Origin of the sequence: Hydrogenophaga pseudoflava, assembly GCF_031020795.1 — a bacterium.
Taxonomy (GTDB): Bacteria; Pseudomonadota; Gammaproteobacteria; order Burkholderiales; family Burkholderiaceae_C; genus Hydrogenophaga; species Hydrogenophaga pseudoflava_A.
Window position 1 is genome coordinate 891,503 of the sequence record NZ_JAVHJP010000001.1, and the last position, 20,812, is coordinate 912,314.

Annotated in this window: 21 protein-coding genes; 10 read left to right on the forward strand and 11 right to left on the reverse strand. The window is 68.5% G+C overall.

Going from position 1 to position 20,812, the window contains the following annotated elements:
• Positions 1–4: 4 nt before the first annotated feature.
• The 10 genes from RCO38_RS04345 to flhD form a co-directional block, all read right to left on the reverse strand.
• A complete protein-coding gene (locus RCO38_RS04345; protein ID WP_308327059.1) occupies positions 5–805 on the reverse strand; it encodes a hypothetical protein in 801 nt (266 codons plus the stop codon).
• A complete protein-coding gene (gene flhF / locus RCO38_RS04350) occupies positions 798–2,312 on the reverse strand; it encodes a flagellar biosynthesis protein FlhF (protein WP_308327060.1) in 1,515 nt (504 codons plus the stop codon). The genes RCO38_RS04345 and flhF overlap by 8 nt, the downstream gene beginning before the upstream one ends.
• Positions 2,309–4,393, reverse strand: a complete 2,085-nt coding sequence (flhA, locus tag RCO38_RS04355) for a flagellar biosynthesis protein FlhA (RefSeq protein WP_308327061.1) — start codon at positions 4,391–4,393, stop codon at positions 2,309–2,311. Before flhA ends, flhF begins: the two co-directional genes overlap by 4 nt.
• On the reverse strand, positions 4,390–5,547 hold the full coding sequence (locus tag RCO38_RS04360; RefSeq protein ID WP_308327062.1) for an EscU/YscU/HrcU family type III secretion system export apparatus switch protein: 1,158 nt from the start codon (positions 5,545–5,547) through the stop codon (positions 4,390–4,392). The genes flhA and RCO38_RS04360 overlap by 4 nt, the downstream gene beginning before the upstream one ends.
• 110 nt (positions 5,548–5,657) lie before the next feature.
• Positions 5,658–6,272 (reverse strand): protein phosphatase CheZ, encoded by a 615-nt coding sequence (locus RCO38_RS04365; protein WP_308327063.1) that lies wholly within the window; start codon positions 6,270–6,272, stop codon positions 5,658–5,660.
• A gap of 17 nt (positions 6,273–6,289) precedes the next feature.
• Positions 6,290–6,676, reverse strand: coding sequence for a chemotaxis response regulator CheY (gene cheY, locus RCO38_RS04370; protein ID WP_308327064.1), 387 nt, complete (start codon positions 6,674–6,676; stop codon positions 6,290–6,292).
• Between the two features lie 32 nt (positions 6,677–6,708).
• Positions 6,709–7,794: a flagellar motor protein MotB gene (gene motB / locus RCO38_RS04375; protein ID WP_308327065.1), complete on the reverse strand. Its 1,086-nt coding sequence runs from the start codon at positions 7,792–7,794 to the stop codon at positions 6,709–6,711.
• Positions 7,794–8,654, reverse strand: a complete 861-nt coding sequence (gene motA / locus RCO38_RS04380) for a flagellar motor stator protein MotA (RefSeq protein WP_308327066.1) — start codon at positions 8,652–8,654, stop codon at positions 7,794–7,796. Before motA ends, motB begins: the two co-directional genes overlap by 1 nt.
• Before the next feature lie 157 nt (positions 8,655–8,811).
• Complete coding sequence (flhC, locus tag RCO38_RS04385; protein WP_308327067.1) at positions 8,812–9,351, reverse strand: flagellar transcriptional regulator FlhC; 540 nt, start codon at positions 9,349–9,351, stop codon at positions 8,812–8,814.
• A 25-nt stretch (positions 9,352–9,376) separates the two neighbouring features.
• The gene (flhD, locus tag RCO38_RS04390; protein WP_308327068.1) at positions 9,377–9,712 is read right to left on the reverse strand and encodes a flagellar transcriptional regulator FlhD; all 336 of its coding nucleotides are present in this window, start codon (positions 9,710–9,712) and stop codon (positions 9,377–9,379) included.
• 496 nt (positions 9,713–10,208) lie between these two features.
• Here flhD and RCO38_RS04395 point away from each other — a divergent pair, with 496 nt between their 5' ends.
• From RCO38_RS04395 to RCO38_RS04410, 4 genes are all read left to right on the forward strand, one after another.
• The gene (locus RCO38_RS04395) at positions 10,209–11,033 is read left to right on the forward strand and encodes a flagellin N-terminal helical domain-containing protein (protein WP_308327069.1); all 825 of its coding nucleotides are present in this window, start codon (positions 10,209–10,211) and stop codon (positions 11,031–11,033) included.
• Positions 11,034–11,184: 151 nt separating this feature from the next.
• Entirely contained in the window at positions 11,185–12,600 is a 1,416-nt protein-coding gene (gene fliD / locus RCO38_RS04400; protein ID WP_308327070.1) for a flagellar filament capping protein FliD, read from the forward strand.
• A gap of 80 nt (positions 12,601–12,680) precedes the next feature.
• Positions 12,681–13,115: a flagellar export chaperone FliS gene (gene fliS / locus RCO38_RS04405; protein WP_308327071.1), complete on the forward strand. Its 435-nt coding sequence runs from the start codon at positions 12,681–12,683 to the stop codon at positions 13,113–13,115.
• 2 nt (positions 13,116–13,117) lie between these two features.
• A complete protein-coding gene (locus tag RCO38_RS04410; protein ID WP_308327072.1) occupies positions 13,118–13,411 on the forward strand; it encodes a flagellar protein FliT in 294 nt (97 codons plus the stop codon).
• Between the two features lie 97 nt (positions 13,412–13,508).
• Here the strand turns inward: RCO38_RS04410 and fliE are convergent, their stop codons facing one another.
• Positions 13,509–13,835 carry a flagellar hook-basal body complex protein FliE gene (gene fliE, locus RCO38_RS04415; protein ID WP_308327073.1) on the reverse strand — a complete coding sequence of 109 codons (327 nt, stop codon included), beginning with the start codon at positions 13,833–13,835 and terminating at the stop codon, positions 13,509–13,511.
• Between the two features lie 184 nt (positions 13,836–14,019).
• Between fliE and fliF the strand changes: the two genes are divergently transcribed.
• Genes fliF through RCO38_RS04445 form a run of 6 tightly spaced genes read left to right on the forward strand, consistent with a single transcriptional unit; the run spans position 14,020 to position 20,700 of the window.
• Entirely contained in the window at positions 14,020–15,690 is a 1,671-nt protein-coding gene (fliF, locus tag RCO38_RS04420; RefSeq protein ID WP_308327074.1) for a flagellar basal-body MS-ring/collar protein FliF, read from the forward strand.
• Positions 15,691–15,711: 21 nt separating this feature from the next.
• Complete coding sequence (gene fliG / locus RCO38_RS04425) at positions 15,712–16,707, forward strand: flagellar motor switch protein FliG (protein ID WP_308327075.1); 996 nt, start codon at positions 15,712–15,714, stop codon at positions 16,705–16,707.
• The gene (locus RCO38_RS04430) at positions 16,691–17,401 is read left to right on the forward strand and encodes a FliH/SctL family protein (protein ID WP_308327076.1); all 711 of its coding nucleotides are present in this window, start codon (positions 16,691–16,693) and stop codon (positions 17,399–17,401) included. Before fliG ends, RCO38_RS04430 begins: the two co-directional genes overlap by 17 nt.
• Positions 17,394–18,866, forward strand: coding sequence for a flagellar protein export ATPase FliI (fliI, locus tag RCO38_RS04435; protein WP_374694505.1), 1,473 nt, complete (start codon positions 17,394–17,396; stop codon positions 18,864–18,866). Before RCO38_RS04430 ends, fliI begins: the two co-directional genes overlap by 8 nt.
• Entirely contained in the window at positions 18,863–19,333 is a 471-nt protein-coding gene (fliJ, locus tag RCO38_RS04440; RefSeq protein ID WP_308327077.1) for a flagellar export protein FliJ, read from the forward strand. The genes fliI and fliJ overlap by 4 nt, the downstream gene beginning before the upstream one ends.
• Positions 19,330–20,700, forward strand: a complete 1,371-nt coding sequence (locus tag RCO38_RS04445) for a flagellar hook-length control protein FliK (protein ID WP_308327078.1) — start codon at positions 19,330–19,332, stop codon at positions 20,698–20,700. The genes fliJ and RCO38_RS04445 overlap by 4 nt, the downstream gene beginning before the upstream one ends.
• Positions 20,701–20,812: the final 112 nt, after the last annotated feature.

A 20,812-nucleotide genomic window follows, 5' to 3' on the forward strand; every position in this document is an offset into this window, starting at 1 on the left:
TCGTTCAACTCCAGAGTGAGGGCATCGCGCCCACGGGGGACGGTCCGGTGGCGGCGAACCTGACGTCGCGCAGACCGTGGAAGGTGTCCGGGCGCTGGGGCCGGGTCATGGCGTGCTCCTGCGCGCAGGCGGCCCACACGGGCTCGCTCCAGAGCTCCATGTCCAGGCCCAGGTGCCGGTCGGCGCAGTCGCAGACCGTGGCCAGCACACTGTCCAGCACCTGGCCGGGGTCGTCGCTGGCCACGGGAGCGAGCACCGGGCGGGCGCCCGCCATGTGCAGCAGCTTGACCGCACCGTAAGCGTCCAGGGCGTCCCGGGGGTACTGCAGCACCGGCACCACCACGCGCGCCTGCAGGTCGCCGCACAGCGGCGAGAGCTCGTGGGCCGGCGCGAAGAACAGCAGCAGGTTGCCGTTGCCGAAGGGGGCGAGCAGGCGCGAGAGCGCCACGGCGCCGCCGGCGGTCAGCGCCGTCTGCTGCAGCGCCCGCAGGCCCCGGGCAGCCGGCATCACCAGCCATTCGTGGCCGTCGGCCGGATGACCCAGATCCGAGATCGCGGGGTCGTTCAGCGCGTGCAGCAGGCCCAGGGGGCTGCCGTCGCCGCTGCGGCGCTCGGCGGTTTCGGTGGCGGTGCCGTCCAGGATGACCGGCTGGCGGCCCTGGGCCTTGAGCTGGGCCGAGAGGTGGCACAGCAGTTCGTAGGCGCGGGAGGGTTGCGGCGGGCTGGCCACCGCCAGCAGGGCCGGGCCCTGGCGCTGGGGGTGGGCGCGCAGGCCGGCGGCCTGGTCGAAACCGGCTTCAAACATGGCCGGCCCCCAGCTGGATGCCGCGCGAGGAGGCCTGCGAGAAGTAGAAGCCCATGTCGGTGGCGACCGGGTCGTAGGCCGACTTGCCCTCGGTGCCCATGGCCACCCGCACCAGCGTGGCGGCGTCGGGGTTCTGCCAGTCCTCGGGCACGCGCTGGCCGTTGGCCACACCGCGCAGCACCACCTGGTGGCGGACCAGGGCGTCGATGGCGGGGCCGAGCTTGACGGCCTCGTCCACCTTGGAGAGCACCACACCGTGCAACCCGCTGGACTTGAACGAGGTCAGCACATCGTCCAGCGTGTCGCCATGAGAACCGGCGTTGAGCACCAGCACCTTCTTGACCGAGGGCATGTCCAGCACGTCCAGCATTTCCTGGATGCGCTGGTCGCGCTGGCCGAGGCCGGCGGTGTCGATGATGACCATGCGCTTGCCCGAGAGCAGGCCCAGCAGGTCCTTGAGCGCGGCGCGGTCGTGCGCCAGGTGGGCCACGACACCGAGCATGCGGCCGTAGGCGCGCAGCTGCTCGTAGCCCGAGACGCGGTAGGTGTCCAGCGTGATCAGGCCCACGCTGGAGGCGCCGTGCTGGCGCACGCACTGGGCGGCGAGCTTGGCGGCCGTGGTGGTCTTGCCGACGCCGGTGGCACCGATCAGGGCGACCACGCCGCCCTCGTCGCACAGACCGGCGCCCGGGGTGGCGGTGCGCAGGTTGCGGGTCAGGGTGTCCATCACCCAGCGCACGGCCTGGCTGGCATCGGTGTCGGCCGGCATGCGCTCGAGCACGGCGCGTGCGATGGCGGGCGAGTAGCCGGCGCGGATGAGCTTGAGCATCAGCGTGGACTGGATCGGGTTCTGCTTGGAGGAACCCAGCCAGGCCAGGGTGTTGAAGCGCTCCTCGATCATGTCCTTGAGCGCGGAGAGTTCCACCGCCATGCGGCCTTCGCTGGCCGACGCGGGGCGCTGCTGCGGGGCCTCGCTGTCGGCCCAGGCCGGGGCCGCCGCGGCCGGACGGGTGCGGATCGGGGCCGGCTCGGGCGTGGCCATGGGGGCCGGCGGCGTCGCCAGGCGCACCGGCGCGGGGCGCTCGGCCGGGGCCTGCGCGCGGGCCGCAGGGGCGCGCGGCGCGGCGGTCTCGCGGGCGGCCGGTGCGCTGTCCCCGGCGCCCTCGCCGTCCATGGCGGCGCGGCGCTTGCGCAGCATGCGCTCACGCACGTACTCCTGGAACGAGAGCGTGCTCATGGCCATCTGCTCGGTGTCTTCCTGCACCGAGTCGCGGAAGGCGGGCGGATCGGCGCGGCGGGTGCGGATGACCGGCATGCGCTCCTCGGCGCGGCTGGCCAGCGAACCGGGCTGGGCCACGGGCGCCAGGCTTTCTTCGGCGGCGGCCATCACTTCGAAGCCCCCGTCGGTGGCTCGGCTGGAGAGGATGACGGCGCTGTCGCCGAAGGCCTGGCGGGCCTTGGCCATGGCTTCGCGCGAGGTCGGGGCGGTGAATCGCTGGATGTTCATGCTGCAAGCTCCCCAAGAATCGGGCCGATACGGATGAGATGGGTTTCAGGAATCTCGCTGTGGGCGAGCACCTGCAGGCGCGGCGCGGCGCGGCGCAGCAGGCGGGCCATCGCGGTGCGGATGGCGTCGGGCACCAGCAGGCAGGCGGGCACGCCCCGCTCTTCCTGCCGGTTGGCGATTTCGGCGGCCGACTTCGAGAGCGTCTCGGCCACGCCGGGGTCCAGCGCGCCGGCGCCGTTGCCGGTCAGGGCCTGCATCAGCAGGCGCTCCAGGCCGGGTTCGATCGCGATGACCTCAAGTTCCTTGACCGAACCGCCGTAAATCTGTTGAACGATGGCTGGCGAGAGGGCGGTGCGCACACGGCGGGCCAGCTCGACCGGATCGGAGATGCTGCCGGCGTGTTCGGCCAGGGATTCGATGATGGTGCGGATGTCGCGCACGTGCACCGACTCTTCCAGCAGCAGCTGCAGCACTTTCTGGAAGGTGGCGACGGGAACCATTTTCGGCACGACCTCTTCGATCAGTTTCGGGGCCAGGCGGGTCACGTGTTCGACCAGGTCCTGGGTCTCCGTCCGGCTCAGCAGCTTGGCCGCCTGGACTTGCATCAAGTGTGAAAGATGGGTCGCCAGCACGGTCTCGGAATCAACCACCGTAAAACCGGCCATTTGCGCGTTCTCTTTCTGCTTCTCGTCGATCCAGTGCGCGGGCAGGCCGAACGCAGGGTCCTTGGTGGGGGTGCCGATCAGCGGCGTGCCCACGCCGCCCGGGTCGATGGCCAGGAACATGCCGGGGAAGACCTCGCCCTCGCCCACCACCACGCCGCGCAGGGTGATGCGGTAGCCGCTGGGGCGCAGTTCGAGGTTGTCGCGCACGTGCACGGCCGGCGGCAGGAAGCCCACCTCCTGCGCGAACTTCTTGCGCACGCCCTTGATGCGGGTGAGCAGGTCGCCCTGGCGGTTCTTGTCGACCATGGCGATCAGGCGGTAGCCCAGCTCCAGGCCCAGCAGGTCCACCGGTTGCAGGTCGTCCCAGGTGGCCTCGCCGTCGCTGGGCGGCGCGGCCGGCTGTTCGGCGGGCTTGGGCCGGCGCTCTTCCTGCAGCCGCCACCAGGCCAGGCCACCGATCATCGAGGCGAAGGCCAGGAACACCAGGTGCGGCATGCCGGGAATGACGCCCAGCAGGAACAGCACGCCCGCGGTGATGCCCAGCACACGCGAGGACATGAACATCTGCTCGACCATCTGCACGCCCAGGTCCTGTTCCTTGCCCACGCGCGAGACCACCATGGCGGCGGCCACCGAGATCAGCAGGCCCGGGATCTGCGCCACCAGCGCGTCGCCAACGGCCAGCAGGATGTAGCTGTCGGCCGCCTCGCCGGCCGACAGGCCGTGCTGGACCATGCCGATGACCAGGCCGCCGATGATGTTGATGAACAGGATCAGGATGCCGGCGATGGCGTCGCCGCGCACGAACTTGGAGGCACCGTCCATGGAGCCGAAGAACTCGGCCTCCTCGCCCACCTCGGCGCGGCGGCGCCTGGCCTCCTGCTCGTTGATCAGGCCCGCGCCCAGGTCGGCGTCGATGGCCATCTGCTTGCCGGGCATGGCGTCCAGGGTGAAGCGGGCCGAGACCTCGGCGATGCGCTCGGAGCCCTTGGTGATCACCACGAAGTTGATCACCACCAGGATGGCGAACACGATGAAGCCGACCGCGAAATTGCCACCGATCAGGAAGTGGCCGAAGGCCTCGATCACCGCGCCCGCGGCGCCGGGGCCGGTGTGGCCCTCCATCAGCACCACACGGGTGGAGGCCACGTTCAGCGACAGGCGCAGCAGCGTGGTCAGCAGCAGCACGGTGGGAAAGACCGAGAAGTCCAGCGGCGCGCGCATGTAGGCCGCCACCATCATCACCACCAGCGCGATCGCGATGTTCAGCGTGAAGAAGGTGTCCAGCACCCAGGGCGCCAGCGGCAGCACCATCATGGCCAGCACCAGCACCACCAGCAGCGGGGCGGCCAGGCCCTGGGCCAGGGCGGCGTGGCGGCCGAACCACTGTTGCAGGAATTTCAGTTGGGCGTTCATTCAGCGGCTCCCCGGGTCGGCGGTTGCTTCCAGTGCGGATCGAGTTCGGGCGGCACCTGCGGATTCGGCGCGGCGCCGGGCATGGCGCCACGGCCGGCCAGCGCGGCCTTGAGCTGGTAGACGTAGGCCAGCACCTGGGCCACCGCGGTGTAGAGGGCGGAGGGAATTTCCTGGTCGAGTTCGGCGTGGGCGTAGAGCGCGCGCGCCAGCATGGGCGACTGCAGCACCGGCACCTTGTGCTCCTTGGCCACATCGCGGATGCGCAGGGCCAGCAGGTCGGCGCCCTTGGCGATCACGCGCGGCGCGGCCATGGTGGCGTCGTCGTACTGGATCGCCACCGCGTAGTGGGTCGGGTTCATCACCACCAGGTCGGCCCTGGGCACGGCGCCGATGCTGATGCGGTGGGCCAGCTCGCGCTGGCGGCGGCGGCGCTGGCCCTTGACGTGCGGGTCGCCTTCGTTCTGCTTGTGCTCCTGCTTGACTTCTTCGCGCGACATGCGCAGGCGCTGGGCGTGCAGGAACTTCTGCATCGGGAAGTCGATGAGCGCAAACAGCGTCACCACCCCCAGCAGGATGCCCACGCCGGTGCGCATCCACAGCGCCAGCTGGCCCAGACCGCCCTCCAGCGGCTGCATCAGCAGGCTGGCGAAGCCGGCGATGTGGGAAGAGAGGAACTTCCAGCCGACGAAGCCGACGATGGCGGTCATCACGGCCAGCTTGGTGGTCTCGAACAGCTGCTGTTTGGAGAACAGGCGCCCGAGCCCGGCGATGGGGCTGAGCTTGCCCAGGTCCGGCTTCATGGTGTGGGTGGTGAGGGTCCAGCTGCCCGAGGCGAAGGCGGCGAATACGGCCAGCGCGAGCACGGCCACACCCAGCGGCAGGAACACCGTCAGGCCCAGACCCAGGCTGGCATGCAGGCGCTCGGTCAGCAGCTGGGGCTGCAGCAGCGCCGTGTGGTCAAAGCGCAGCTGGGAAGCCAGTGCCGTCTGCAGGTGGGCAAAGCCAAGAGGCAGCAGCAGCATCAGCAGCACCGCGCCCCCGCCCAGCACCGCCAGGTTGGACAGCTCCTTCGAACGCGGCAGCTGGCCTTCCTCGCGCGCCTTTTTCAGGCGGTGCGCGGTGGCCGGCAGGTTCTTGTCTTGGGAGGAGGACATCGGTCTGACTCAGGAAAACTTGAGTCAGATTGTGGAAGTCGGCCCCCGAAATGAATGCGTGAAAAGGCGGCGAAGCACCGCCCTATTCCCCCAGCGCGAAACCGGAAAGTTCAGAAGCCCAGAGACGCCAGGAGATCGTCCACGTCTTTCTGGTCGGCCACCACGTCGGTGCGGCCTTCGGGGTCGACCACCGGCCCCTGCAGACTGCTCATGTCGTAGGCCTTGTCCTGGCCCGGGGCGCCGGTGGGCGCCGACTGCAGCAGCAGGGCCAGCAACTGTTCCTCGATGGTGGCGGCCAGTTGCACCACCCGGTTGATCACCTGGCCGGTGAGGTCGTGGAAGTCCTGCGCCATCATGATCTCGGTCAGGCGCGCGTCGCTCTTCTCGCTGAGCTCGACCACGTCCCTGGACCAGTTCAGCAGCTCGGGCATGGCCCGGGCCAGGCCGGGCACCGCGGCGATGGTGGAGCTGAGCTGGCGCCCGCGCTCTGCGATGGTCTCCTGCTCGGTCTTGGCACCGTCCACATGGTTGAGCACCTTCTCGGCCGCCTCGCCGGTCAGTCGGGCGATGTAGGAGAGCCGGCTCTGGGCGTCGGGCAGCTGGTCGACCGTGCCCTTGAGCTTGTCGGCATACCCCAGTTCCTTGAGGGCGTCGTGCAGCTGGCGCGTGATGGAGCCCAGTTGCTGGAACATTTCCGGATTGCCCGGGCTGTTGCTCGTTGACATAGGAACTCCCGCAAGGCTCAGAGGCCGAGTTTCTTGAAGATGTTGGCGAGCTTGTCTTCCAGCGTGGCCTTGGTGAAAGGCTTGACGATGTAGCCGGCCGCGCCGCCCTGCGCGGCCATCACGATGTCTTCCTTGCGCGCCTCGGCGGTGACCATCAGGACCGGCAGGTGCTTGAGCGCCTCGTCCTTCTTGATCTCGGCCAGCAGCTGGAAGCCGTTCATGTTGGGCATGTTGATGTCGCTGACGACAAAGTTGAAGCTGCCGTTCTTCAGCTTGTTCAGCGCGATCACCCCGTCTTCTGCCTCGTCGGCGTCGGCGTGACCGATCTCCTTGAGCAGGTTGCGCACGATGCGGCGCATGGTGGAGAAGTCGTCAACGATCAGGAATTTCATCGGGGTGGACATGGTGAGGTCTCCTGTCAGGAAACAGTGGCGGTTCAGCGGGGCTTGACGGGCCCAGCCTCTTCCCGGGGTTTCGGCACTTCGGCCAGATTCTGAAGATCGGGCAGGCCCAGCGGCATCTTGCGCACGGGTGCGACCGGAGGGTCGACCTGGGGAGCGGCCGCTTCGGTGCCGGCCGGCGGCGGGACCTGCGGCGCCGGGGCGGCGGCTTCGGCAGGTGCTTCGACAATGGGCGGGCGCAGCGCGGTGCCGTCGCCGGTGGGCGCCATGCGTTCCTCGGCCTCGCGCGTCATGACCAGGATGCTGATGCGCCGGTTCATCGGTGCTTCGGGCTGGTTCGCGTCCAGCAGCCGGCTGGAGGCCAGGCCCTCGACGCGCGCCAGCTTGTTGTCGGGCAGGCCACCGGCCACCAGTTCGCGGCGCGAGGCGTTGGCCCGGTCGGCCGACAGCTCCCAGTTGCTGTACCCACGGTCACCGCTGCCATACGGCGTGGCGTCGGTGTGGCCGGAGAGCGCCAGCCGGTTCTCCATGTCGCCGATGGCCCCGCCGATCTCGCGCAGGATCTGGCGCATGTAGGGTTTGACCATGGCGCTGCCGACGTCGAACATGGGACGGTTCTGGTCGTCGACGATCTGGATCTGCAGCCCGTCGGCGGTCTTCTCCATGCGGATCTGCGACTTGAACTCGGAGAGCGTGGGGTTGTTCTCGACCAGCTCGTTGAGCTTGGTCTGCAGGGCGTCGATGCGCTGGGCGTCCTTGCGGGCCAGTTCGGCCCGCGCCATCTGCGCGCCCATGAGCTTGGCCGCCCGCTCGGCGTCGCCGGTGTCGACCTGGCCGGCCCGGCGCGAGAGGTCCTGGCCGCCACCGGGCAGCACCGAGTCGCTGTTGCCGGTGCCGTTGCCCCCCATCAGCGTGACCTTGACGGGGTTGGAGAAGTAGTCGGCGATGCCCTTGAGGTCGCCGGACGAGGTGGAGCCCAGCAGCCACATGAGCAGGAAGAAGGCCATCATGGCCGTCACGAAGTCGGCGTAGGCGATCTTCCACGCCCCGCCGTGCGCCGCGTGCCCGCCCTTCTTGACGCGCTTGACGATGATGGGCTGGAGCTTCTTGCCGTCGGCCATCACTTCTTCCCTTTGACGTGGCCTTCGAGCTCGGAGAAGCTGGGCCGCACGTCGGAGAACAGCACCTTGCGGCCGAACTCGATGGCGGTCGACGGCGCGTAGCCCTGCATCGAGGCCAGCAGCGTGGTCTTGATGCAGGCGAATTCCTTGGAGGCTTCTTCGGTCTTCTGTTCCAGCAGACCGCCCAGCGGTTCGAACACGCCGTAGGCCAGCAGGATGCCCAGGAAGGTGCCGACCAGGGCCGATCCGATCATGCCGCCCAGCACCGCCGGCGGCTGGCCCACCGAGCCCATGGTGTTCACCACACCCAGCACGGCGGCCACGATGCCGAAGGCGGGCAGCGCGCCGGCCAGCCGGGCAATGGCCGCCACGGGGGCATGGGCCTCCTGGTGGTGGGTCTCGATCTCGGCGTCCATCAGCGACTCGATCTCGTGGGCGTTGAGGTTGCCCGAGACCATCATGCGCAGGTAGTCGGTGATGAACTCCACCACGTGGTGGTCGGACGAGATCACCGGGTACTTCTTGAACAGCGGCGACTGCTCGGGGCTTTCCACGTCCTGTTCGATCGCCATCAGGCCTTCCTTGCGCGCCTTCTGCAGGATGTCGAACTGCAACGCCAGCAGCTCCATGTAGCGCGCCTTGGTGAAGCGGCTGCCCTTGAAGCACTGGCCGAAGCCCTTCATGGTCGCCTTGACCACCTTCATCTGGTTGTTGATGAGGAAGGAACCGAAGGCGGCGCCGAAGATGGTGATCATCTCGAACGGCAGCGCCGTGAGCACGACACCGATGTTGCCCCCGTGCATGATGAACACGCCGAAGATGCAGACCATCGAGATCACGAAGCCGATGACGACGAACATGGACGGAACCCTGAATGGAAGCTGGAGGAAGCCGAAGCGGAAGGCTCGCGACGCTTGACCTTCCTATCGGTCCAACTCTAGGGGGGATTGAGGGCCGCCAGAAACGCAAAAAGGACCCTCGCAAGGGTCCTTTTCAGGGTTTGAACGGAGCGCGCGTTCAGTGCAGGCGCAGGCCGCCGCTGGCGCTGCCCTTGCCGGCGCGGGCCGGCGGCTCGCACAGGCCGCAGACGAAGCTCTTGGCGTTCTCGTAGGGCTCGGTCACGAAGTGGCCACCGCAGCAGGAGCACTTGGTCAGGGTCAGCATGCCGCTGTCCACGAACTTCACCAGGCGCCAGGCGCGGGTGACGGACAGCAGGGGCTCGATGGCGCTGGCCTGCATCTGCTCGCTGTAGAGGCGGAAGGCCTTGATCACCGTGTCGATCTCTTCCAGGTCGCTGGTCTTGGAGAGGTACTCGTGGATGTTCAGGAACAGCGAGGCGTGGATGTTGGGCTGCCAGGTCAGGAACCAGTCGGTGGAGAACGGCAGCTGGCCCTTGGAGGGGCTCTTGCCGGCCACTTCCTTGTAGAGGCGCAGCAGACGCTCGTACGACAGGCTGGTCTCGTACTCCAGCACCTGCAGGCGGGCACCGAGCTGGATCAGGGCCACGGCGCGGGCGATGTCGCGCGACTCGTTGAGGATGCTTTTTGCGGTGGCCATGGCGTGCTCCGTGCAGGGGTGGGGGTCAGTGTGCCGTCATCGACTCGGCGAACTTGCCGGCCATCAGGATGCTGGCGTGCAGCTGGGTCGTGGTGGCGTTGTCGACCTTCTTCACGTTGTGGCTGGTCAGCAGGTTCCACACCAGGTCATCGTCCACACGGAAGCGGCACAGCAGCATGTTGGTCGACGCGATCTTGAGCAGCTGGGCGGTGGAGAGCATGCCCAGCAGGTCGGCGGCCTCTTCGGTCAGACCCAGGCGGTACAGCGCTTCGGCGCGGTCCTTGCGGATCAGGTTCTGGGCCAGCATCAGGTAGGTCAGGTTGGCTTCGCGGATTTCGGCCAAGAGTTGTTCGCTGTCCATGGTGTTACTCCTTCAGGTCGGGTCGGCGGTGCTGGCGGGTTGCTTACATCTGCTGACTTGATGTTTGTAATTGTGTCGACCGGTAAAAAAACTTGAATCGGTAAACGGCTGTTCGCACTGTCAGCGCCCACCCGACGCCGTGTCGGATTTCTTCCTACAACCTAGGTACTCATTCCGAGATTCACTGTGCACCCGCTGCCGGCCCACTCTGCCGCAGGGCTGCCGGTCACTAAGGCCGGAACAGGGCGGTGCATGCCTTGCTTATTTCTGTAATCCGGTGTAAGCGCGGGCTAAAGAATATGTCAGGGCCACCGAAAAGCATCTCAACGAACTTCTAAAAGGTTCGTCGTCCGGCAAGCAACGCGGCGAGACGGTCAGCGGCCCGAGGGCCAACCGGCTTGCGGCAACGAGCACCGGTCATGGCGGTCCGTCGAAAGACGGGCGTTGAGATCGGCAGCGATGCCGGATTACCTTAGTCCAACTTTAGGAGTTAACGATGAGCACCATCAACACCAACGTGCAGTCCCTGAATGCACAGCGCAACCTGGCCCAGTCCACCGGCTCGCTGTCCACCTCGATGCAGCGCCTGTCTTCGGGCCTGCGCGTGAACACTGCCAAGGACGACGCCGCTGGTCTGGCCATTGCCGAGCGCATGAACGCGCAGGTCAAGGGCATGAACGTGGCGATCCGCAACGCCAACGACGGCATCTCCCTGGCGCAGACCGCTGAAGGCGCGCTGGGCAAGGTGGGCGACGCGCTGCAGCGCATGCGCGAACTGGCCGTGCAGTCGGCCAACGGTTCGAACTCCGACGAAGACCGCGCCAACCTGGACGAGGAATACCAGGAACTGGCGGCCGAAGTCACCCGCGTGCTCACCGGCACCAAGTTCAACGGCACCAACCTGCTGAGCACGTCGGCCGGCCTGACCTTCCAGGTGGGCGCCGACAACGTGGGCACCGACCAGATCACCATCAACACGACCAACCTGACCGCCGGTTCGGGCATCACGGCCGTCGTGGCCGGCGGTGTGGGCACCCGTGCCAACGCGCTGACCGCCATGGACAACCTGGACACGGCCATCGACGAGATCACCACCGCCCGCGCCACCTTCGGCGCCAAGCAGAACCGCTTCGACTCGGTGATCGCCAACCTGCAGGTCTCGTCCGAGAACCTGGCCGCCTCCCGCGGCCGGATCATGGACGCGAACTTCGCGGTGGAAACCGCGAACCTCTCGCGCGCCCAGATCCTGCAACAGGCCGGCACCGCCATGGTCGCCCAGGCCAACCAGCTGCCCCAGGGCGTGCTGTCCCTGCTGCGCTGATCCACGGCACGTTTCGCCACACCCGCCCGGGTGTGGCGGGCGGCGACGGCGGCACCCCGGTGCCCCGTCGCCTCGTCTTTGGAGGCATGTACCGATCGCATGCGGACCGCGTGCGATGGGTACATCCCGTCGCGGATGACAAGGAGCGTCCATGGCCACCATCTCGTCACCAGGCATCGCCAGCGGCCTGGACATCCAGAGCATCGTCTCGCAGCTCGTCGCCCTGGAAAAGGCGCCGCTGACCCAGCTCAAGACGCAGGCCACCTCGCTGCAGACCAAGCTCTCGACCATGGGCACCATCAAGTCCCAGGTGTCGGCGCTGGGCGATGCGGCGGCCAAGCTGTCCAAGGACTCGGGCTGGAACCCTGTCAAGGCCACCTCCTCCAACCCGTCGGCCATCGGGGTCACGGTCAAGGCGGGTGCACCCGCCACCTCGATCACCATGGAGGTGCAGAACCTGGCCAAGGCCCAGTCCACCGCATCCGCCGCGGTGACCGCGGGCACCGCCATGGGCACCGGCAGCATGACCATCCAACTGGGCCAGTGGAGCGGCAGCAGCTTCACCGCCGGCAGCGGCACGCCGGTCACCATCGACATCGACGCAGGCCAGGACACGCTCTCCAGCATCGCGGCCAAGATCAACGAATCCGACGCGGGCGTGAGCGCCACCGTGCTGCGGGACGCCTCGGGCGAACGTCTGCTGGTGCGCTCCAAGGCCACCGGCGAGGAGAACGCCTTCCGCATCACGGTCGCCGACGACGACGGCGACGACACGGACGCCGCCGGCCTCTCGCGCCTGGCCTTCAGCGTGGGCAATGCCAACGGCATGTCGCGATCGCAGAGCGCGGAGAACGCACAGGCCACTATCAACAACGTGCCCATCGTCTCGGCCAGCAACACGCTCAGCGGCACCCTCACGGGGATGACGATCCAGCTCAGCCAGGAGACCACGGCACCGGTGACCATCGACGTCAGCAACGACACCGAGGCCATCCGCAGCAACATCAAGACCTTCGTCGACGCCTACAACACGCTCAACAGCACGCTGGCCAGTGCCCTGCGCTACGACGAGGCCACCAAGACCGCCGGCCCGCTGCAGGGCGACGCCACCACGGTGGGCTTGCAGAACGCCCTGCGCGGAATGATGCGATCGGTGTCCGCCAGCACGCCCTACAGCCGCCTCTCCGACGTCGGCATCGAAATCAAATCCGGCGGCAAGCTGGAGATCAACGCGACCAAGATGGACGCCGCGCTGGACAACCTGGACGACCTCAAGGCCCTGTTCACCTCCACCAGCAACGACGCCACGGCGACCGGCTTCGGCTGGAAGATCAAGACCTTCGCAGAAGGCCTGATCGACGCCGACGGCACGGTGACCAACAAGACCGACGCCCTGCAGGCCTCGATCAAGCGCAACACCCTCGACCAGGAGCGCGTCAACGACAAGGCCGCGCGCGCCGAGAAGCGCTTTCTGGCCCAGTACAACGCCATGGACGCGGCCGTCGGTTCGCTCAACGGCCTGAGTGCCTTTGTCAGCCAGCAGATCACCTTGTGGAACAAGGGTTGACAAAAATGAACACGTTAGTGACTACAGTCCCGGTCGCCGATGCCGATAAAAAAAGGCATCAGCAACAAGGAACCGACACCATGTTCACCTCTGCCAGCCACCGCGCCGCCTCTGCCTACAAACGCGTTGCCGTCGAGACCAGCGTGCAGGGCGCCGACCCCCACACCCTGGTGGGCCTGCTGTTCGACGCGCTGCTGCAGTCGATCGCCGAGGCCCGCGGTGCCATGGTCCGCGGCGACACCGTCACCAAAGGCGCCGCGCTCGGCAAGGCCGTGCGCATCCTGGAAGAAGGGCTCAAGGCCGGCCTGAACCTGCGCGAGGGCGGCGAGGTTGCCGCCAACCTGCGCGATCTCTACAACTACAGCACGCTGCGGCTGACGCAGGCCAACCTGCGCAACGACCCCAAGGCGCTCGAGGAAGTGAGCAAGCTCATCGAGCCCGTGGCCCAGTCGTGGAAACTCATCGGAGGCCCCGGCCCCGCCTACCTGCAGCCCATCGCGGGCCGGGGAGCCTGATCATGGAGCACAGCTTGCTGGACTACTACAAAGCCATCGAATCCGCGAGCCAGCGCATGCTGGAGGCCGCCCGTGTGGAAGACTGGGACCAGATCGTTCACCTGGAAGGCACCTGCGCGGTGCTGATCGCCCAGCTGCGCCACAAGTCTCGCAACCTGCAGCTGGCGCCCGACGAGCGCAGGGAAAAGGCCCGGATCATGCAGCGCATCCTGCGCGCCGACGCCGAGATCCGCTGCCTGGCCGAACCCTGGCTCGGAGACCTCGAACAGCTCATGGACGCAAAACAAGTCCATTGATCAACGAAGGGAAGTTCGTCGAGGATGCTGCGGAACCGGCTTCGCCGGGCCGCTCGCATCGCCCCCTGGGGGGTGACGCCGCAGGCGGCGCGGGGGGTCAAACGCTCATATTCATGATGTCTGTATAGGCTTGCACCATGCGATTTCTGACATGCATGGTGGCCTGAAAGCCGATCTGGGCCTTCTGCATCGCGAGCATGGTCTCTTCCAGGCTCACGTTGGGGTTGCCCTTCTGCACTTCGTTCTGCAGCTGGGTGGCCTCGTTCTGCGCCTTGCTCACCGACTGCAGGGCGGTCTTGAAGTTGTCGGCGAAGCCGCTGCCGACGCCGCCCACGCCACCGGCCGAAGCGCCGCCGCGCGCAGCCGCAGGGCGGCCGATGCCGGTGACGGCCTGGCTGTTCAGGGCATTGATTCGCAGGTCCATGGCGGTGTCCTTTCACTCTGACGGGTGCAGGACTGGATGCTAGTGATCGGCCCCCTTCCGCGCGCCGGGAATAGGGGGTCAAAGGCGGCCTTTTTCATGGCTATGCCGGGGTGATCGGAACCGGATACTCGGTCGCAACAGGGGAGATTCCCCCACTTGCCGACCCACTTCGAAGCCCCCCGCCATGAGCACTGCCGTCGCCGAAATGGACCTTCCGCCCGAGAACCGCAACGCCCTGAGCGCCGGTCTCTCACGCCTGGACCGGGCGCAGAAGATCAAGATGGGCCTGGGCGCCTTCGGCCTGCTGGCGATCGCCATCGCGCTGTTCTTCATGGGCCGCCAGCCCGACTGGAAGGTGCTCTACAACAACCTGGGCGACAAGGACGGCGGCGCCATCATTGCGCAGCTGACCACGATGAACGTGCCCTACAAGTACACCGAGGGTGGCGGCGCCATCATGGTGCCGGCCGACAAGGTGCACGACACCCGCCTGCGCCTGGCCTCGCAGGGTCTGCCCAAGGGCTCGGTCAGCGGCTTCGAGCTGATGGAGGCCAACCGTTTCGGCATGACGCAGTTCCAGGAACGCCTGACCTTCCAGCGCGGCCTGGAGGGCGAGCTGACCCGTTCGATCCAGTCGCTGTCCTCGGTGCAGGCCGCGCGCGTGCACCTGGCCCTGCCCAACCAGAACGGGTTCTTCCGGGAGCAGCAGAAGCCCAGCGCCTCGGTGCTGCTGACCCTGCACCCCGGCCGCACTCTGGACAAGGCCCAGATCGCCGGCATCGTGCACCTGGTGGCCTCCAGCGTGCCCGAGATGAACCCCAAGGCGGTCAGCATCGTGGACGACGCCGGCACCCTGCTCTCGGCGGCCCCCGACGGCATGGCGCAGGGCGCCGACACCCAGAAACTGCAGTACACCCAGCAGATCGAACAGCTCTACACCCGCCGCATCCTGGACATGATCGAGCCCCTGGTGGGCGTGGGCAACGTCAAGGCGCAGGTCAGTGCCGACGTCGATTTCTCGCTGGCCGAGTCCACGTCCGAGCAGCACCGGCCCAACCAGGGCAGTGAGCCCGGCGCGGTGCGCAGCCAGCAGATCGTCGAGGACGGCACACCCGCCCAGGCGCAGCCCGCGGGCGTGCCCGGCGCCACCACCAACCAGCCACCGGCCACCGGCACCGCCCCCATCAACGGCGCCGCCGCCCCGCTGGGCGTGGCCAGCAACGCCGACAAGGCCGGTACGCAGCGCCGCGAGTCGGTCATCAACTACGAGATCGACAAGACCGTGCGCACCGTGCGCGAGGCCAGCGGCACCGTGCGCCGCCTGACCGCCGCCGTGGTGGTGAACCACCGCAGCGTCGCCGACAAGACGGGCAAGGTCGTCACCACCGCCATCCCGCCCGAGCAGCTGGAGCAGATGACCGCCCTGGTGCGCGAGACCATCGGCTTCAAGCAGGAACGGGGCGACTCGGTCAACGTGGTCAACGCCGTGTTCAGCATTCCCAAGCCGGCCGAGGAAGTGCCGGTGGCCTGGTGGAAGCAGCCCGAGAACATGGAACTGGCCCGCAGCCTGGCCTGGCCGGTGGGCGCCCTGGGCGTGGCCCTGCTGATCCTCATGGGCATGGTGCGCCCGGGCATGAAGATGATGCGCCAGCCCGTGGTCACCAAGACCGAGGACAAGACCAAGACCAACGCACCGCAGCTGGACGCCGTGCTCGACGAAACACCCGAGCGCCCGGGCCTGCCGATGCCCGAGGAAAACCGCCGCCTGGTCGACGCGAAGCGGCTGGCGCTGGAAAACCCGATGGCCGTGGCGAACATCGTCAAGAGCTGGGTCAACGGCGAAGCGCCCGCGTAAGCACGCCAAGGAAACACGATCATGGAAGACCAGGGAATCCAGGACGCCGCGATCTTCCTCATGACACTGGGTGAGGAAGAGGCGGCCGAGGTGTTCAAGCACCTCAGCCCCAAGGAAGTGCAGAAGCTGGGTGAGGCCATTGCCAAGACGCGGGCCGTGTCGCATGAGCGGGTCGACCAGGTGATGCAGAAGTTCACCGCCGTGGCTTCCTCGCAGAGCCTGCTGGTGTCCGACACCGACAACTACGTGCGATCGGTGCTGCGGCGCGCCCTCGGCGACGACAAGGCCGCGCTGCTGATCGACCGCATCCTGCAGGGCGGCGACGTCTCGGGCATCGAAAGCCTGAAGTGGATGGACCCGCTGTCCATCGCCGAACTGCTGCGCAACGAGCACCCGCAGATCGTCGCGGCCATCCTGGTGCACCTCGAATCGGACCAGACCGCCGACGTGCTGAAGAACTTCGCCGAGCGCACCCGCAACGAGGTGATGCTGCGCATCGCCACGCTCGAAGGCATTCAGCCGACCGCGCTCAAGGACCTCAACGAGGTGCTCTACAAGGTGCTGGCCGGCGGCGACAAGATCCGCAAGACCTCGATGGGCGGCGTCAAGACGGCGGCCGAGATCATCAACATGATGGGCAACCAGATCGAGACCTCGGTCATCGAATCCATCCGCAACTTCGATGCCGATCTGGCGCAGAAGATCATGGACAAGATGTTCACCTTCGAGGACCTGATCAAGCTCGACGGCAAGTCCATCCAGCTGGTGCTCAAGGAAGTGGCGTCGGAATCGCTGGTGATCGCGCTCAAGGGCGCGTCCTCGGAACTGCGCGAACTGGTCTTCGCCAACATGTCCTCGCGCGCCGCCGAAGGCCTGCGCGACGACCTGGAATCGCGCGGCCCGGTGCGGCTGTCCGAGGTGGAGACCCAGCAGAAGGACATTCTCAAGATCGTGCGCCGCCTGTCGGAGGAGGGCCAGATCGTGATCGGCGGAGGCGACGATGAAGGCTTCGTCTAAGCCCAGCACGCACACCCGCTTCATCCCGCGCGAGGAAATCGACGGCGTGTCGGCCTGGCACTTCTCGTCGATCGACGGCAGCGACGCGCTCCAGGTCGCCGCGGCGGTGGAGGCCGAACCCGAGCCGGACAAGGCGCTGGAGGAAGCGCTGCACGAAGCGCGCCAGCAGGCCTACGCCGACGGCTTCGCCCACGGCCACGACGCCGGCAGCAAGGAGGTGCGTGACGCGCTTGAGGCGGCCATGCGCCGCTCCATCGAGGAAACCGGTGTGCGCATGGGCCAGCTGCTGCACGGCATGGCCGAGCAGCTGATCGCCGCCGAGCAGAAGATCGGCCGCCAGATCCTGGACCTGGCCTGCGACATTGCGCGCCAGGTGGTGCGCCAGGAGCTGCAGAGCAACACCGGCCAGCTGCGCGCCGTGATCGGCGAGGCGCTGGAACAGATCGTCGAGGACGGTCTGCCCGCCACCGTGCGCATGCACCCGGACGACCTCGCGCTGATGCGCGGCGCGCTGATGGAGACCCTGGGCGAAAACGCCCCCGACTTCGTGGCCGATGTCACCATCACCCCGGGCGGCTGCCTGCTGCAGACCCCGGGCGCCACGGTGGACGCCACCATCGAGAAGCGCTGGACCCGCGCCCTGGGCAACCTGGGCATGGACGAACCCTGGAACCCGGAGGCGGGCGATGTCTGAACCCGACGGCCGCTGGGCCCAGTACATGGACGACCTGCGCACCGGCGCCAACGTGCACACGCCGCTGGAGGTGCGCGGCACGCTGACGCGCCTGGCCGGCCTGGTGCTCGAGGCCGTGGGCCTGCGCGTGCCGGTCGGCTCGCAGTGCCTGATCGCCAACGGCAAGCGCGAACCCGTGCTGGCCGAGGTGGTGGGCTTTGCCAACAACCGCGCCTTCCTGATGCCCGCGGGCGACACCCGCGGCCTGGCCAGCGGTGCCAGCGTGACCCCGCTGGCGCCCTACCGCCCGGTGCCGCGCATGGGCCAGGTCAACAAGCCGCCTTCGGCCGGCGACCGCGGGCTGCTGCGCCTGCCGCTGGGCCGCGGCCTGCTGGGCCGGGTGGTGGACTCGCACGGCCACCCCATGGACCACATGGGGCCGATCACCGAGGTCGACATCGAGCCCATGAACCAGGCGCCGCTGAACGCGATGGACCGCGACCCGGTGCGCGAGCCGCTGGACACCGGCGTGCGCGCCATCAACGCCCTGCTCACCGTCGGCCGCGGCCAGCGCCTGGGCCTGTTCGCCGGCTCCGGCGTCGGCAAGTCGGTGCTGCTGGGCATGATGGCCCGCTACACCAAGGCCGACGTGATCGTGGTCGGCCTGATCGGCGAGCGCGGCCGCGAAGTGAAGGAATTCATCGAGGACATCCTGGGCGAAGACGGACGCAAGCGTTCGGTCGTGGTGGCCGCGCCGGCCGACGCGCCGCCGCTGGTGCGCATGCAGGGCGCGGCCTACGCCACCGCCATTGCCGAGCGCTTCCGCGACGACGGTCTGCACGTGCTGCTGCTGATGGACTCGCTCACCCGCTACGCCATGGCGCAGCGCGAGATCGCGCTGGCCATCGGCGAACCGCCGGCCACCAAGGGCTACCCGCCGTCCTGCTTCGCCAAGCTGCCCCAGCTGGTGGAGCGCAGCGGCAACGGGCTCAACGGCCGCGGCTCCATCACCGCCTTCTACACCGTGCTCTCGGAGGGCGACGACCAGCAGGACCCGATCGCCGACGCGGCGCGCGCCATCCTGGACGGGCACATCGTGCTCTCGCGCGCGCTGGCCGAGTCGGGCCACTACCCCGCCATCGACGTCGAGGCCTCGGCCTCGCGCGTGATGCACAACGTGGCCAGCCCGCAGCACCTGGAGCTGGCGCGCAAGTTCCGCAACTACTACTCGCGCTACATGAAGAGTCGCGACCTGATCCAGCTGGGCGCCTATGCGGCCGGCAGCGACCCCGAGACCGACCGCGCCATCGTGCTCTACCCCGGCCTGCAGCGCTTCCTGATGCAGGACATGCGCGAGGCCGCGACCATGGAGCACAGCCTCCAGCAGTTGGCCGTGGCGCTGCAGGAAGACCAGCCTGCACGCAACGGCCGGGGCACGCCGCGCGGCCACGCGAACCACAACCTGTATGAAGGAACCCACGCATGAGCAACCTGCAGACCCTGCACAAGGTGGTGGACCTGGCCACCCGGCGCCGCGACGACGCGCTCACCGCGCTCGGTCAGGCCCAGCGTGAACTGCAGGCGGCGCAGGCCCAGATGAACCAGCTGCGCAACTACGCCGACGAGGCGCTGCAGCGCTGGGCACAGCGCAGCACCACCGGCGGCGTGGACGCCAACCTGCTGCACCACCACCGCCAGTTCATGGAAAAGATCACCCACGCCATCGAGTTCCAGCAGGCGGTGCAGCGCAGCCGGGAAGAGGTGGTCGAGCGCGCCCAGGCCCAGGTCTACGCCGCCGAGCGCGACGTCGCCGGCCTGCGCAAATACGCCGAGCGCAAGCAGCAGGCCATCGAGCACCGCGCCATGCGCCAGGAACAGAAAGCCACCGACGAGATGGCCCTGACCATCCACCTGCGCCAGAGCCTCGCGGCCGCCCACGGAGCCCGTTCATGAGCAGCAGCCCCGCCCCCACCTCTTCGCACACCGCATCCAGCGGGTCGACCCAGGCGGCGCAGGCCACGGGCCGCAGCGGTGCCCAGGGCGCCCGCAAGCCCGGCGGCCCGGAGAGCGCCGCCGACCAGTTCGCCCAACTGCTGTCGCTGCTGAGCGCCAGCAGCGACCCGCTGCCCCAGACCGACGGTTTGCCGGCCGATCTGCTGCAGGACACCCCTGCCGAGACACCGACCGCCGATTCCGGCGAGGCCCAGCTGGAGGCCATGATGGCCTGGGCGGCCCTGCCCACCTCGGGCGCGCCGGCGACCGGCCTCCCCGCCGCCGCGGCCGGCGGCGCCGACCCGGCCAGCCGCGGTCTGCCGGGCGCCACCACGGACACCGGTTCGGCCCCGGCGGCAGCCACCGGCGAGGCGCCGGCCGACAGCCTGCAGGGCCTGCAGGTGCTGGACCAGCCCGAGGCGCTGGACGAACAGACCCTGGCCCAGCTCCAGGCCGGTACCGCCGCCGAGCCATCCAGCACCAACACCGGCACACCGGCCGCGGTCAACGGCGCCCCGGCCGCCCCGGCCCGACCGGCCGCCTGGCGCAGCACCACCCAGATGGCGGGCACCAGCGCGCTCCAGCAGTGGCACCACACACAGGCCCAGGCGCAGTCGACCCCCGGCGCCGAACGCTCCGCGGTGCGCATCGACGCCGGACCGGCCCTGTCCCTGCGCAGCACGATCGCGCTCGATCAGCGCTTCGCGCAGGCCAGCAGCGACGAGGCCTCCCTCGACACGCCGCTGGCGGCGGCCCCGCTGCAGGGCGCGCTGCCCTCGGCCCTGGGCGCGGACCAGCCCGGCCACGCCGGCACCGGCGGCGACGCCGGTGCGGAGGGCGGCGACGCCTCCGACACCCGCGACGGTCTGCGCAGCGAGGGCCGGGACGAGACCTACGAGGACGCACTGGCCGAGGCCGACGCCCAGGCCGAAGAACGGCTCGACAGTTTCGCTTCGCCGCACCTGCGCCAGGCCAGCCTGCGCATCGGCGAAGACAGCGACAACGCCATCGACGTGCGCCTCTCGCTCACCGGCCAGGAACTGGACCTGAGCTTCCGCACCGACAGCGCCGAGGCCCGCGCCGAGCTGCGCCAGGGCGCCGAGGGCGCGCTGGCCGACCTGCTGCAGCGCGGCGGCATCCAGCTGGGCGACGTGAGCGTGAGCGACCAGCGCGGCCAGCAGGGACAGCAAGGCCCGGCGACGCCGCCCGCCCGCCCGGGCATGCCTTCGGGCCGTGCCGAGGCTGCGGCGGCACCGGCCGGCAGCGCCATGCCCGCCCCGCCACGGCCGCGCAGCGACGGCAGCCGCCCGCTGGACCTGTTCGTCTGAGATCGCCAAACCGGCCGCGCGGAGCCGGCGAATAGCGGGGTTTTCAGGCGCTATTCAGGGCTACGCCCGGGGGGGGTGGCTCCAATAATTCCTCCACAGCCCGCCAGTCTTG

Excerpts from the sequence above, each read along its gene's own strand:
- RCO38_RS04395 (WP_308327069.1), top strand. The coding sequence starts at position 10,209 with ATGAGCACCATCAACACCAACGTGCAGTCCCTGAATGCACAGCGCAAC.
- fliJ (WP_308327077.1), top strand. The coding sequence starts at position 18,863 with ATGAGCAACCTGCAGACCCTGCACAAGGTGGTGGACCTGGCCACCCGG.
- RCO38_RS04445 (WP_308327078.1), top strand. The coding sequence starts at position 19,330 with ATGAGCAGCAGCCCCGCCCCCACCTCTTCGCACACCGCATCCAGCGGG.
- fliS (WP_308327071.1), top strand. The coding sequence starts at position 12,681 with ATGTTCACCTCTGCCAGCCACCGCGCCGCCTCTGCCTACAAACGCGTT.
- flhD (WP_308327068.1), bottom strand. The coding sequence starts at position 9,712 with ATGGACAGCGAACAACTCTTGGCCGAAATCCGCGAAGCCAACCTGACC.
- motB (WP_308327065.1), bottom strand. The coding sequence starts at position 7,794 with ATGGCCGACGGCAAGAAGCTCCAGCCCATCATCGTCAAGCGCGTCAAG.
- fliI (WP_374694505.1), top strand. The coding sequence starts at position 17,394 with ATGTCTGAACCCGACGGCCGCTGGGCCCAGTACATGGACGACCTGCGC.
- RCO38_RS04430 (WP_308327076.1), top strand. The coding sequence starts at position 16,691 with ATGAAGGCTTCGTCTAAGCCCAGCACGCACACCCGCTTCATCCCGCGC.
- motA (WP_308327066.1), bottom strand. The coding sequence starts at position 8,654 with ATGTTCGTCGTCATCGGCTTCGTGATCTCGATGGTCTGCATCTTCGGC.
- flhC (WP_308327067.1), bottom strand. The coding sequence starts at position 9,351 with ATGGCCACCGCAAAAAGCATCCTCAACGAGTCGCGCGACATCGCCCGC.
- fliF (WP_308327074.1), top strand. The coding sequence starts at position 14,020 with ATGAGCACTGCCGTCGCCGAAATGGACCTTCCGCCCGAGAACCGCAAC.
- RCO38_RS04345 (WP_308327059.1), bottom strand. The coding sequence starts at position 805 with ATGTTTGAAGCCGGTTTCGACCAGGCCGCCGGCCTGCGCGCCCACCCC.
- RCO38_RS04360 (WP_308327062.1), bottom strand. The coding sequence starts at position 5,547 with ATGTCCTCCTCCCAAGACAAGAACCTGCCGGCCACCGCGCACCGCCTG.
- fliD (WP_308327070.1), top strand. The coding sequence starts at position 11,185 with ATGGCCACCATCTCGTCACCAGGCATCGCCAGCGGCCTGGACATCCAG.
- cheY (WP_308327064.1), bottom strand. The coding sequence starts at position 6,676 with ATGTCCACCCCGATGAAATTCCTGATCGTTGACGACTTCTCCACCATG.
- flhA (WP_308327061.1), bottom strand. The coding sequence starts at position 4,393 with ATGAACGCCCAACTGAAATTCCTGCAACAGTGGTTCGGCCGCCACGCC.
- flhF (WP_308327060.1), bottom strand. The coding sequence starts at position 2,312 with ATGAACATCCAGCGATTCACCGCCCCGACCTCGCGCGAAGCCATGGCC.
- fliE (WP_308327073.1), bottom strand. The coding sequence starts at position 13,835 with ATGGACCTGCGAATCAATGCCCTGAACAGCCAGGCCGTCACCGGCATC.
- fliG (WP_308327075.1), top strand. The coding sequence starts at position 15,712 with ATGGAAGACCAGGGAATCCAGGACGCCGCGATCTTCCTCATGACACTG.
- RCO38_RS04410 (WP_308327072.1), top strand. The coding sequence starts at position 13,118 with ATGGAGCACAGCTTGCTGGACTACTACAAAGCCATCGAATCCGCGAGC.
- RCO38_RS04365 (WP_308327063.1), bottom strand. The coding sequence starts at position 6,272 with ATGTCAACGAGCAACAGCCCGGGCAATCCGGAAATGTTCCAGCAACTG.